The organism is Streptosporangium carneum, assembly GCF_027922005.1.
Classification (GTDB): Bacteria; Actinomycetota; Actinomycetes; order Streptosporangiales; family Streptosporangiaceae; genus Streptosporangium; species Streptosporangium carneum.
The window spans coordinates 36,529-49,059 of sequence record NZ_BSEV01000044.1; the positions used below are offsets into that span (position 1 = coordinate 36,529).

Sequence of the window (12,531 nt, forward strand, 5' to 3'; positions counted from 1 at the left end):
GCACTCTACGACTACCGAGCGTGATCTCGCGTGTCTTTAGGCAGAGGCACGGCAGAGCCTGAGCACGTTGGCGATGATCCTGGCCCCCGCTCCGCCCTCGGCGGTGAGGATCGACTCGGGGTGGAACTGCACGGCGAAGCGCCGCCTCTCCACGTCCTCGATCGCCATCACCGCCCCGTCGGGGGTGAGCGCGGTGGGGGTGAAGCCGGCCACCCCCGGCTGCTTGGCGTGCAGCGAGTGGTAGCGGGCCGCGGTGAACTCCTCGGGGAGCCCCTCCAGCAGCGCGCTGTCGCCGATCCGTCTGACCTGGCCCCGCTTGCCGTGCTCCGGGTAGGACAGCAGTTCGAGCGTGCCGCCCGCCTGCTCGACCATGCCCTGCAGGCCGAGGCAGACGCCGAACACCGGCAGGTCCCGCTCGTAGAGCGCCTCGACGAGCCCCGACAGGCCGAAGTCGGAGGGCCAGCCGGGCCCGGGCGAGAGCACCACCAGCGACGGCGCGATCTCGTCGATCATGCCTACCGGGAAACCGTGCCTGAGCGTGACGACCTCCGCACCCTGCTGGCGGAAGTAGTCGGCCAGGGTGTTGACGAAGGAGTCCTCGTGGTCCACGAGCAGCACCTTCATGCCCTCGCCCGGCCGCTCGGCCGCCGGGCCGGTCGTGTCCTGCTCCGACGCGACCGCGCCGACCGCGGCCAGGGCGCCGAGCAGGGCGCTGGCCTTGAGCTCGGTCTCCCGCTCCTCGGCCTCGGGGTCGGAGTCGAACAGCAGCGTGGCCCCGGCCCTGACGGTGGCGACGCCGCCGCGGATCTGCGCGGTGCGCAGGGTGAGGCCGGTGTTCATCGAGCCGTCGAAGCCGATGTAGCCGACCGCTCCGCCGTACCAGCGCCTGGTGGTGGCCTCGTGGTCCTCGATGAACTGCATCGCCCAGGTCTTGGGGGCGCCGGTGACGGTGACGGCCCACATGTGGGTGAGGAAGGCGTCCAGCGCGTCGAACTCGGGGCGCAGACGGCCCTCGATGTGGTCGACGGTGTGGATCAGCCGCGAGTACATCTCGATCTGACGCCGCCCGATCACCTGGACGGTCCCGGGGACGCAGATGCGGGACTTGTCGTTGCGGTCCACGTCGGTGCACATGGTCAGCTCCGACTCCTCCTTCACGCTGGACAGGAGGGTGCGGATCGCCTCGGCGTCCTCGATCGGGTTGCTGCCCCTGGCGATGGTGCCGGAGATCGGGCAGGTCTCGACGCGGTCGCCGCTGACCCTGACGTACATCTCCGGGGACGCGCCGACCAGGTGCTCGTCCTCGCCGAGGTTGAACAGGAACTCGTACGGCGCGGGGTTGACCTTGCGCAGGCCCCGGTAGAAGGCGGCCGGGTCGGTGCAGGAGGCGTGGAAGACCTGGCCGGGGACGACCTCGAAAAGGTCTCCGCGGACGAACTTCTCCTTGGCCGCGGCGACGACCTTGGCGTAGGTGCCCTTCTCCGGGTCCGCGGGGAGCCCGGCGGGGGCCGCGGGCAGCGGAACGCTCTCCCCCTCGCGGGCGAGGCCGTGCGTCGAGACGCCGTCCACGGTGAACTCGTAGCGGAACTCCTTGCTGGTCTCCCGCTTGCGGTCGATCACCATCACCCGGTCGGGCAGGTGCAGGACGAGGTCGCGCTGGTCTTCCGCCCGGGTGAGGACCTGCCGGATCGGCTCGAACTGGAAGGCCAGGTCGTATCCGAAAGCGCCGTAGAGGCCCAGGTGCTCGTCCTCGCCCTTGAACGCGGCGATCACCTCGCGGATCGCGGTGAAGACGGTGGGGCGGCGGCTGCGCATCTCCTCGGGGAGGATGTCCTCGGACTCCGGGACGTGGACCTCGACGTGGTCGGCGGTCGGCTCCCCGGTGGGCTTGCCCGCGGCCAGCAGGCAGGAGGCGACGGCGGGCAGGACGACCCGGCCTCGCGCGTTCAGCGCGCGGGCGGAGATCCTGCGGCCCCTGGCCACGATCTCCAGGCAGGGGTCGACGTAGGCCAGGTGCCATCGGCTGTAGCGGCCGGGATACTCCATCCCGGAGGAGAGCACTCCGCCACGGCGTTCGCCGAGCGTCGTGACGACGTCCTCGAGCACCGTCTCGGGCACGTCGGATACGGTGACCTCGACTTCTATCCCGCCCGCGGTGGTATATCCACTCGTCTCCACTGCTGCCTCGCCCCTTTGATTTCCCTGATGCCCTCAAGGAGGCGGACGCGAAAAAGGCCACCTTCTCAAGGGCGGCCGTCTGTCTGCTCTCGCGAATGCGAAACCTGCGCCGCCTAGAAGCGGCGCCACCACTGAAGGGTGTCGAGATATCGCATGTTCCAAAGCCTACCGGCGGCAGCCATGATCTTGCAACGTATCGGCGACACGGGCGTGGCGTCCGGCGAGCCGAAGGACCACGCCTCGGGGCTCTGGCCAGAACCGGCCCCGCCATGTTACCAGTAAGTAAAGACCGGATGAGGAGGGAGCATGTCGTTCGCATGGCCGCGGGCCGTCCATCGGGTCGCCGTCCAGCGCGACCTCCCGGTGCCGATGAACGACGGGGTCACGCTCCTGGCCGACCGGTACGCGCCGGTCGGCGCCGTACGGCCGCCGACCGTCCTGGTCCGCTCGCCGTACGGCAGGCGCGGGATGTTCGGGCTGGCGTACGGGCGGACGTTCGCCCGCCACGGGTTCCAGGTCGTCCTGCAGAGCTGCAGGGGCGGGTTCGGCTCGGGCGGCCTGCTCGACCCGCTCGGCGACGAGCACGACGACGGGCTGGCGACCCTGGCCTGGCTGCGCGCCCAGCCCTGGTACGGCGGGAGCCTCGCGATGCACGGCCCCTCCTATCTGGGCTACGCCCAGTGGGCGATCGCCCCGTTCGCCGGCCCCGACCTGAAGGCCATGGCGACGTCGGTGACCGCCTCCCAGTTCCGCGACGCCGCCTACGTGGGCGGGGCGTTCGCCCTCGAGTCCTCACTGATGTGGATCACGCTGACCGCCTCGATGGGCGGCCGGTTCGGCGGAGCGGAGGTCTTCCTCGCGCCGCGCAGGACCCGTCGGGCGGCGCTGTCCGGGCGGCCCGTCGGGGAGATGGACGTGCTGTCGGCGGGACGGGGCCTGCCGTTCTTCCAGGACCTGCTGGCCAATCACGCCGATCCCGGCGTCTACTGGGCCAGGCGTGACTTCTCCGCCTCGGTCGGCGAGGTCGAGGCGGCGGTCACCATGGTCGGCGGCTGGTACGACGTGTTCCTGCCGTGGCAGGTCAACGACTACACCGCGATGCGCGCCGCGGGCAGGCGGCCCCAGCTGACGATCGGACCGTGGTACCACGCGGACATCCGGCAGGGCAGGGCGGCCAACGCCGACGCGCTGGCCTGGTTCAGGGCCCATCTGCTCGGCGATCCCTCGGGGCTGCGCGAGCAGCCGGTCAGGCTCTACGTCACCGGCGCCGACGAGTGGCGCGACTATCCCGACTGGCCGGTGCCGGGCGTGCGGGAGCAGCGCTGGCACCTGCAGCCGGGGTTCGCCCTGGCTCCGGAGAACCCGGCGGGCGGCGGGCCCGACCGCTACCGTTACGACCCCTCGCACCCGACCCCCGTGCTGGGCGGCCCGGTCCTGCTGGGCAACTCGGAGCCCCGCGACAACCGGCGTCTCGAGGCGCGGCGCGACGTGCTCGTCTACACGGGGCCCGAGCTGCGCGAGGACACCGACATGATCGGCCCGGTCCGCGCCGACCTGTACGTCAGGACGAGCACCGAGCACGCCGACCTGGTGGTCAGGGTCTGCGACGTGCATCCGAACGGCGCCTCCTACAACGTGTGCGAGGGCGTGCGCCGCCTGACGCCGGGCGCGCCCCCGACGGACCGCGACGGCGTCCGCCGCGTCCAGGTGGAGTTGTGGCCGATGGGTCACCGCTTCCGCAGGGGGCACCGCGTCCGCCTGCACGTCGCGGGCGGCGCCTACCCCCGCATCGCCCGCAACCTGGGCACCGGCGAGCCCCTGGGCACCGGCAGTGCGATGGTCGCCTCCGAGCACGAGATCTTCCACGACGGCGGACGGCCCTCCGCCGTCGTGCTGCCGGTCGTGACCGGCTGAGCGAGCCGGAGTCCGTGCGGCTCCCGGCGGGTTCCGGGCCGGTTCGAGGGGGGCGGCGCGCGGGTTAGGGTCGATGGGTGCGCGCGGCCAGGTTGATGTCGTTGGTGCTGCTGCTCCAGGCGCGGGGCGGGATGACCGCCGCGGAGCTCTCCAGGGAGCTCGAGGTCTCCGAGCGGACCGTCCACCGGGACGTGCTGGCCCTGTCGGGGGCCGGGGTGCCGGTCTACGCCGATCGCGGCAGGGGCGGCGGCTATCGCCTGCTGGAGGGCTACCGTACCCGCCTCACCGGCCTCGACAGGGCCGAGGCTCAGGCGCTGTTCCTGTCCGGCGTTCCCGACGCCCTGCGGGAGATGGGTCTGGGCGAGGTGGCCGCCACGGCGCGCCTCAAGGCGTCCGCCGCGCTGCCGCCGGGCGCCCGCGACGCGCCCGAGACCGCCGCGCAGCGCTTCCACCTCGACGCTCCCGGCTGGTTCGCGCACGGGAAGCCGTCTCCCGAGGCGCTGCCTGCACTGGCCAGGGCCGTGTGGGGCGACCATCCGGTGACGGCCCTCTACCGCGGGACCAGGCGGACCCTGCAACCGTACGGGCTGGTGCTCAAGGCCGGCGTCTGGTACCTGGCGACCCGCTCCGCGATCTACCGGGTGGAGCGCTTCGCCGAGGTGGAGGTCCACTCGGAACGGCGTTTCGACCGGGACCCCGGCTTCGACCTGGCCGCCTTCTGGAGCGAGCGCGCCGCCGACTTCGCCCGCTCCCTGCTCACCGCCCGCGTGACGGTGCGGCTCAGCCCCGCGGGCCTGCGCGGTCTCGCCGTCCTCGGCGATCCCGCGGCCCTCGACGAGGCCCTCGCCTCCGTCGGGGAGCCCGACGGGCAGGGGTGGGTCACGGTGTCCCTGCCCGTCGAGTCGCTCGAGGTCGCCTACCACCAGATCCTGAGGTTCGGCTCTGAGGCGGAGGTCCTCGACCCGCCGGACCTGCGCGCCAGGATGGCCGAGGCGGCGGCGCGCGCGTGCGGCCTGTACGGCGGGCGGGCCGCGGGCGACGCCCCGCCGTGACGACCGGCCGGTTCAGCGGTATCCGGTCGCGTCCGCGGGCCTGCCCCTGTCCTGGACCTCGACGACGTAACGCCAGGCGTCCGGCCTGCTGCCGTCCACGTCGGTGAAGCCGTACACCTGGGCCAGCTGCCCGCTGGAGAGGGACTGCCCCGACCAGCGGCCCCGGTCCTCGTCCGCGGCCAGCGCGACGACCGCGCGTCCCGTGTACGCGGGCGACTCCGAGATCACGAAGTGCGGCTCGACCGCGAGGGCGTCGCGCCAGGTGTCCTCGGTGACGCCGAAGTGCTCGAGCATCATCTCCGAACGGAGCCAGCCGGGCGTCAGCGAGACCGCGGCGCAGCCGTGCGGCCTGAGCTCGTGCGCCTGGGAGAAGGCCAGGCGGTTCACCGAGACCTTCGCCAGGTCGTAGAAGAACGAGACCCGGTAGTTGGCGGCGTTGTACTCGGCGGTGCCGTCGGTCACCTCGACGACCAGGCCGCCGGGGTTCCTGGTCAGCAGCGGCAGCGCGTGGTGGCTGGTGATGACGTGGGTGTCGATCGCCAGTCTGAGCAGGCGCAGGCCGTCGGTCAGCGAGTGCTCCCAGAGCGGGGTGTTCCACGCCGCCAGCGGATCACCGCCCCAGATGTCGTTGACGAGCAGGTCGAGCCTTCCCCGCTCGCGTTCGATCCGCTCGACCAGTCCGCGCACCTGTTCGGACTCCAGGTGGTCGACCTGTACGGCGATGCCCAGGCCACCCGCGCGCGTCACCAGTTCGGCCGTCTCCTCGATGGTCTCGGAACGGTTCATCTCCGAACGGTGCTCCCGCGTCGTCCTGCCCGTGCAGTAGACCGTGGCCCCCGCCTCGCCGAGCGCCGTCGCGATCGCCCTGCCCGTCCCTCTCGTCGCCCCGGCGACCAGGGCGACCTTCTCCTGAAGTGTGGTGTTCATGCGGATGATCCTGACCGAAAAACAGGACATCTCATGTCATGTTTTCCTGGCTCCCGCCCGCCTGGCATCTGACGTCCGAGCCGTCGTCTCGAAGCGGCGGCCGAGCGGGAAAAATCCATCAAGCCTCCTTTTTCCAGAAATTCCGGATGATACCGAGAAACTACTTAATTCCAGTGTTGTCTGATGGTTGAACGCATATTCGCCAGAAAAAATCAGGTGAACGAAAACCACCGTTGACAGCCAGGAAAACCTGAGTCACTTTGTCGGGGGAGGTGCTGATAATTCAGCCGTTGTCACCCCGCATTTCATCCCCGAACAAGGCGGACCCTCGTAGCCGTCGAGGATTCGCACGGCACCGGACCCTTTCCTGCGCCACTTCCGAAAACGCCGAGGATTCACCGGGAGGAATTCGCTCGTGAAAAACTCTCACAGGCGTCGCGACACATCCGGCGCGCTCGGGCGCGCCCTGACCGCCGCCGCCGTGCTCGCCCTGTCGGCGACAATCGTGGCCGTCCAGAACGGCGCCGCGACGGCGGCGCCCGGCTCCCCCGGAACGCCAAAGGCTCCAGTGATCGTTTTCACGGAGAACTTCGAGAACGGCCAGGGCGCCACGCCGATCGTCGTCACCGGCTACACCGGGGCCGCACCCGTTCACGAGACCTACACCGCGGACCCCGCGTGGCTGAGAAACTGCAACGGCTGGATCTCCTCGCAGCAGAACCCGGCGACCGCGCCCGCGGGATCGGGCTGCGGCGGCTGGTGGGCCTCGGTCAAGCAGCTGTCCGGCGCGCTCGGCCAGTGGGCGGGCGGCGACGCGGCGACGAACCACGCCGTCACCGCCTACACCAGCGCCGACCCGGGCCCGGACAAGACCCAGCTGGAGACCGTCACCCCCATCGACGTCGGCGGCCCCAACCGCTTCCTCACCTTCTCCGTCGACGCGGCGGAGGTCAACTGCCACGGCAACCACGCCAAACTCGGCTTCTACCTGCTCGACGGGACGACGGCCGTGCCCACCTTCACCACCCCGATCGAACCGTGCCGCGAGTCCGGCGCGACAGTGAACGGAATCCCGGTCGGCACCTACAGCGGCGACAAGCCGGTGCTGTTCTCGGGCTCGACGCTCGGGCTCAGGCTGGTCAACTTCCAGGGCAGCGGCTACGGCAACGACGCCGCCTACGACAACGTGCGCGTCCTGGACGTGACCCCGCAGCTGGACGTCGGCTACCACCCGGCTTCGGCCAAGGTCGGCGACACCTCGACGCTGACCTTCACCGTCACCAACACCGAGGAGCTCGCGGCGAAGACCGGCTGGTCGTTCACCGAGAACCTGCCCGCGGGCCTCACCGTCGCGGCGGGCGGCTCGTCGACCGACTGCGCGAACGCGACGGTGACGGCGGCGACGGGCGGGCGACGTGTCGAGGTGACCGGAACCCTTCCCTCGGGCAAGGCGTCCTGCGCCGTCTCGGTGAACGTGACGTCCGCGAGGGCGGGCGTCCACAGCACCTGCGCCGACGACCTGACCCGCCGTGCCGGGCTCAACCCGCCGGGATGCGCGCGGGTGAGGTTCACGCCACCGGACCTGGTCTTCGACGCCCACGCCCACGGCGGACGCGTCACCTCACCACTGGTCGGCGTCCCGCCGCTCGCCCCGTCCGACATCACCTGCACCGCGACGGCGGGAACCGACGACGGCACACTGGCCGGCGCCGCACTGCCCGGTCTCGGCTCCCTGGGGATCGTCATCACCGGGGCCTCGGGCACGACCGACGCCGCAGGGCTCCGCACCGCGACGGCGACGGCCAGGACCGCCCGTCTCAGCCTGCTCGGCGGACTCGTCACAGCGGACGAGATCACGGTCACAGCGAAGGCGGAGAGCGACGACTCCGGGCGGGTGAGCACGACCGGCCGGGTGGATCTCACCGACCTGAGGGTCAACGGAGCCTCGATAACCGACCCGGAGGTCAACCGCACGATCGACGTCCCGCTGGTGGCCAAGATCGTGATCAACGAACGGGTGGCGACCGCGGGCGGCGACGGTCTCGCGGTCAACGCCGTCCATGTGCGAACGGTGGCGGGCGTCGACGTCGTCATCGGTCACGCCAGAGCCTCCCTGACCGTCCCGGGGAAACCCTGCCCGGCTCCCTGACCCGCCGTCCAGGCGAGGGTCTCCGCGACATCGCCCTCCCCTGAGGCGAAGGATCGCCTCCGAGTGCGAGAAGGGCTCACCCGGTGAAGCCCGCCGGAAGGGCCCGTCGGCGCGCGACCCGCGCCGACGGGCCCCTTCCGCCGGAGGCCGCAGGAGCCGTCCGTCCGCGTCGCCTTCGCGGATCCCGCTTCTCCCGGTCGAACGGGATCGAGTCGACCGTCACCCGATCGAGTCGACGAAGCGCCACGCGTCGGACTCGGCCATGCCGGTCTCGCCCCTGACCAGGAAAACGGCCTGTTCGACACGGCCTGAGGCCTTGAGGTCCCGGACACGGGTGGCGAGGTCGGCGCCGTGGTACGAGGGCGCGGAAGGCGCCTCACCCCGATCCGGAAAGCCCTGGTGGGCAAGGCCGTGCCGCGACAGGGAAGAGGGAGGCTCGGGGAACCTGCCCGCTTCGAGGTCGTCGACGTACTTCTTCGCGGCGGCGAGGCCCAGACCGGTCTGCTCCCTGACGAGCTTGATGGCCTGGATCTTCTTTCGCTGCCCGAGGAGCGCCCGCACCTGGCCTTGCAGGTCGGAAGGGCCGGGCCGGCCTTTTGGGCCGAGGTCGAGGTGAGGAGCGGAGAGAGGGGAGGAGGAAGGGGCCGCGGCGCGCCGTGCGAGCAGGACGAGCACGGTGACGACCGCTCCGAAGACCAGGAGGAGGATCAGCCCGATGATGAGCAGTTCCGTTGGACCGAGATTCGGCATTCTTCGATCGTATTGCGGGCCCCGCTGATTCCCTTCCCTTTCTCGTCCCTTTCCGACGACGCCCGGCTCCGGAGTTTCCCGTTTCCTCCGCCCGGGCGCGAACCGGGAGCATCGTGGGTCCGAGGAGTCGGTTCGCCGATCCCCGCCGCGACGGCGTCGAGGACCCGGGCTGGCCGACCGTTCACCGCGCCAACCGATCCGTTCGGCGCTCAGCGATCGCAATGAAACGACCGCGTAATTACGCTCCGGTCAGCCGAAGGAGTCAGCCGCACCCGGCTGCCCGCTCTTCAGCCCGAGGAGACCGAGTTGAGCACTCCCGAAAAGGACAGGGGCGACCGCAGCCCATGGAACTGGTTACTGATCGTACCGATCATCCTACCTTTGCTGCCCTTTCTGTACAACGCCAACGATCCCCGACTTTTCGGTTTTCCCCGGTTCTACTGGCTCCAGCTCGCGTTCATCGCCGTCGGCGTCGCCTGCACGACGATCGTCTACCGGATGACCAAGCGGAGGCGATGACCCGGTGAGCGCGCACCTGACCGAGATCATCGTCTTCGTCACACTGTTCCTGGGCGTCAGCGGCATGGGCTTCGTGGCCGCGCGCTGGCGTCGCCCGCACAGCCTCGCGAGCCTGGACGAGTGGGGACTCGGCGGCCGGAGCTTCGGCTCGTGGATCACCTGGTTCCTGATCGGCGGCGACCTCTACACCGCCTACACCTTCGTGGCCGTGCCCGCCCTGCTGTGGGGGGCGGGCGCGACGGGCTTCTTCGCGATGCCGTACACCGTCATCACCTATCCCCTCGTCTTCCTGGTGCTGATCAGACTCTGGTCGGTATCGCACGTGCACGGGTTCGTGACACCGGCCGACTTCGTCAGGGCCCGTTTCGGCTCCCCCACACTCGCCCTGCTCGTCGCGATCACCGGCATCGTGGCGACCATGCCCTACATCGCCCTCCAGCTCGTCGGCATCGAGGCGGTGCTGAAGTCGATGGGGGTGAGCGGCCACCTGCCGATCGTCATCGCCTTCGCCATCCTGGCCGCCTACACCTACCAGTCGGGCCTGCGCGCCCCGGCACTGATCGCGTTCGTCAAGGACTCGCTGATCTACATCGTGATCCTGGCCGCCGTCATCGTGATCCCGTGGAAGCTGGGCGGGTGGGGCACGATCTTCGACGCCGCCGAGGCCAAGTTCGCCGCCACGCCCGCGCCGGGTGACGGCACCCTGCTCAACGCCAACAACCAGGTGCAGTACGTCACCCTGGCACTGGGCTCGGCGCTCGCACTGTTCCTCTACCCCCACAGCGTCACCGGCGTGCTGGCCTCGAGGAACCGCGACGTGATCAAGCGGAACATGTCCGCACTCCCCCTCTACAGCCTGCTGCTCGGACTGATCGCGCTGCTGGGCTACATGGCCATCGCCGCCGGGGTGAAGCCGATCACGACGGCCGGAAAGCCTGACAACAACACGATCGTGCCGCAGCTGTTCGACCAGGTGTTCCCCGACTGGTTCACCGGAGTGGCCTACGCGGCGATCGGCATCGGCGCGCTGGTCCCCGCGGCGATCATGTCGATCGCCGCGGCGAACCTGTTCACCCGCAACATCTACCGGGAGTACGTGAAGCCGGACGCGAGCGACGCCGACGAGGCACGGGTGTCGAAGATCACCTCACTTCTCGTGAAGATCGGCGCGGTGCTGTTCATCGTCTTCCTGGACACGGGTTTCTCCATCGATCTCCAGCTCATCGGCGGCGTCATCATCCTGCAGACGTTCCCGGCCGTCGCACTGGGGCTCTACACCCGCTGGTTCCACCGGAGCGGGCTGATCGCCGGGTGGATCGCGGGGATGAGCACCGGCGTCCTGCTGCTCTACAACATCGGCAACCCCGCCACCGGCAAGCTGCACTTCGCCGGTTCGGCCTTCCCTCTGGCGAACCTGGGCCTGGACACCAAGGTGACGGTCTATGCGGGACTCCTCGCGCTGGCCGTCAACCTGCTCGTCGCGGCACTCGGCACGATCATCGTCCGTGCCGCCGGAGTCGCGGAAGGCGACGACGCCACCCGTCCGGACCACTACGTCGCCGACGAGAGCGACCCCCGGATCAAGGATCTTGACCTCACCCCCTGACGACCGGCCCGGCCCGCCCCCCAGGGGAGCGAGCCGGACGGTTTCCCGGCCCGTACGGCCGGTCGACGACCGGCCGCCACTTCAATAACCCTAATTCCCTACCTTAATAGTTGACAATTGTCGGACTGGAGACCTACCGTGAAGGCGTGATCGCCTCGCTGTATCTCACCACGCGGGGTCACGTGGACCTCTGTCGCGTGGCCAGCGCGCTGTGTTCTTCCACCCGACCCCGATCCTGAAAGATCTTCGTTGGAAGGAAGCCCACGATGTCATCACTCACCGTCACCCCCGTAGCCGGACGCATCGGCGCCCAGATAGCCGGCGTCCAGCTCGGCGGCGAACTGCCGGCCGAGACCGTGCGGGAGATCCGCGCGGCACTGCTCCGCCACAAAGTCATCTTCTTCCGCGGCCAGGAGCATCTCGACGAGCAGGGCCAGGTGGCCTTCGCCGGTCTGCTCGGCCCGCTGACGACCGCCCACCCGACCGTCCCCGCCCTGAGCGACGACTCCCCCATCCTCGACCTGGACTACAGCCACGGCCAGAAGGTCGACCGCTGGCACACCGACGTCACCTTCGTCGACCGTCCACCACTGGCCTCGGTACTGCGCGCCGTGGTCGTTCCCCCCGCGGGGGGTGACACCCTGTGGGCCAACACGGTGGCGGCCTACGAACACCTTCCCCGCGAACTGGCCGAACTGGTCGACGGTCTGCGTGCCGTGCACACCAACCAGTTCGACTACGCGAGGATCGCCGCCTCCGACAACCCCGCACGGACACGTGAGTACGCCGAGATCTTCGCCTCCACCTCCTTCGAGACCGAGCATCCCGTCGTCCGCGTCCACCCGGAGACGGGTGAGAGGTCGATCCTGCTCGGCGACTTCGCCAAACGCATCGTGGGCCTGCCCGGTGACGTGTCGGCCACGGTGATCCGTCTGATCCAGGACCAGGTCACCCAGGTCGAGAACACCGTCCGCTGGCACTGGGCTCCGGGCGATGTCGCCATCTGGGACAACCGGGCCACCCAGCATCGGGTCGTCCACGACTTCGGGCGTCAGGCACGCCGCCTGCACCGGGTCACTGTCGCCGGTGATGTGCCGGTGGGCATCGACGGCCGCTCGAGCGAGGTGCTGTCCGGCGACGCCTCGGCCTACTCGCCCATCGCCCCCGTCACCCCTGCCACCCCCGTCGCCGTCTGAGAACCGTACACACATCCCGATCGGGCAGGAGCGTATCCAGGGAAATCCCCCATCGCCCCCGCCCCTCCTGATCAAGCCCGCCCGGCTCCTCCTCCACCGGGCGGGCTTTCCCCATGAGTCTTCAATATGGGAGGAGCAGGACGCGCACGAGAAAGTCCCGGAAACGCAAAGAAGGGCCACCCCGAACGGGGTGACCCTCCTTGAAAGATTGTCCGGCGGCGACCTACTCTCCCACACCGT

At 69.9% G+C, this 12,531-nt stretch carries 10 protein-coding genes; 7 read left to right on the forward strand and 3 right to left on the reverse strand.

Going from position 1 to position 12,531, the window contains the following annotated elements; genetic code table 11:
* Positions 1 to 36 precede the first annotated feature (36 nt).
* Positions 37 to 2,178, reverse strand: coding sequence for an anthranilate synthase component I (locus PKF00_RS42270; protein ID WP_271223419.1), 2,142 nt, complete (start codon positions 2,176 to 2,178; stop codon positions 37 to 39).
* Positions 2,179 to 2,484: 306 nt separating this feature from the next.
* Here PKF00_RS42270 and PKF00_RS42275 point away from each other — a divergent pair, with 306 nt between their 5' ends.
* Positions 2,485 to 4,092 carry a CocE/NonD family hydrolase gene (locus PKF00_RS42275; protein WP_271223420.1) on the forward strand — a complete coding sequence of 536 codons (1,608 nt, stop codon included), beginning with the start codon at positions 2,485 to 2,487 and terminating at the stop codon, positions 4,090 to 4,092.
* Between the two features lie 77 nt (positions 4,093 to 4,169).
* On the forward strand, positions 4,170 to 5,144 hold the full coding sequence (locus PKF00_RS42280) for a helix-turn-helix transcriptional regulator (RefSeq protein ID WP_271223421.1): 975 nt from the start codon (positions 4,170 to 4,172) through the stop codon (positions 5,142 to 5,144).
* A 12-nt stretch (positions 5,145 to 5,156) separates the two neighbouring features.
* On the opposite strand, the gene PKF00_RS42285 is transcribed toward PKF00_RS42280, so the two are convergent.
* Positions 5,157 to 6,071 (reverse strand): SDR family oxidoreductase, encoded by a 915-nt coding sequence (locus tag PKF00_RS42285; protein ID WP_271223422.1) that lies wholly within the window; start codon positions 6,069 to 6,071, stop codon positions 5,157 to 5,159.
* Between the two features lie 415 nt (positions 6,072 to 6,486).
* On the opposite strand from PKF00_RS42285, the gene PKF00_RS42290 reads away from it, so the two are divergent.
* A complete protein-coding gene (locus PKF00_RS42290; RefSeq protein ID WP_271223423.1) occupies positions 6,487 to 8,220 on the forward strand; it encodes a choice-of-anchor P family protein in 1,734 nt (577 codons plus the stop codon).
* Between the two features lie 219 nt (positions 8,221 to 8,439).
* On the opposite strand, the gene PKF00_RS42295 is transcribed toward PKF00_RS42290, so the two are convergent.
* Positions 8,440 to 8,970, reverse strand: a complete 531-nt coding sequence (locus PKF00_RS42295) for a ribosomal protein L7/L12 (RefSeq protein ID WP_271223424.1) — start codon at positions 8,968 to 8,970, stop codon at positions 8,440 to 8,442.
* A gap of 306 nt (positions 8,971 to 9,276) precedes the next feature.
* Here PKF00_RS42295 and PKF00_RS42300 point away from each other — a divergent pair, with 306 nt between their 5' ends.
* The 4 genes from PKF00_RS42300 (at position 9,277) to PKF00_RS42310 (ending at position 12,291) form a co-directional block, all read left to right on the forward strand.
* Positions 9,277 to 9,489, forward strand: a complete 213-nt coding sequence (locus PKF00_RS42300; protein ID WP_271223425.1) for a DUF3311 domain-containing protein — start codon at positions 9,277 to 9,279, stop codon at positions 9,487 to 9,489.
* A gap of 4 nt (positions 9,490 to 9,493) precedes the next feature.
* A complete protein-coding gene (gene mctP / locus PKF00_RS42305) occupies positions 9,494 to 11,095 on the forward strand; it encodes a monocarboxylate uptake permease MctP (protein ID WP_271223426.1) in 1,602 nt (533 codons plus the stop codon).
* A gap of 146 nt (positions 11,096 to 11,241) precedes the next feature.
* Positions 11,242 to 11,334: a putative leader peptide gene (locus PKF00_RS44800; RefSeq protein WP_369011201.1), complete on the forward strand. Its 93-nt coding sequence runs from the start codon at positions 11,242 to 11,244 to the stop codon at positions 11,332 to 11,334.
* A gap of 27 nt (positions 11,335 to 11,361) precedes the next feature.
* Positions 11,362 to 12,291 (forward strand): TauD/TfdA dioxygenase family protein, encoded by a 930-nt coding sequence (locus tag PKF00_RS42310; RefSeq protein ID WP_271223427.1) that lies wholly within the window; start codon positions 11,362 to 11,364, stop codon positions 12,289 to 12,291.
* Positions 12,292 to 12,531 lie beyond the last annotated feature (240 nt).

Coding starts and splice junctions, on each gene's coding strand:
- PKF00_RS42275 (WP_271223420.1), top strand. CDS start 2,485: ATGTCGTTCGCATGGCCGCGGGCCGTCCATCGGGTCGCCGTCCAGCGC.
- PKF00_RS42285 (WP_271223422.1), bottom strand. CDS start 6,071: ATGAACACCACACTTCAGGAGAAGGTCGCCCTGGTCGCCGGGGCGACG.
- PKF00_RS42295 (WP_271223424.1), bottom strand. CDS start 8,970: ATGCCGAATCTCGGTCCAACGGAACTGCTCATCATCGGGCTGATCCTC.
- PKF00_RS42310 (WP_271223427.1), top strand. CDS start 11,362: ATGTCATCACTCACCGTCACCCCCGTAGCCGGACGCATCGGCGCCCAG.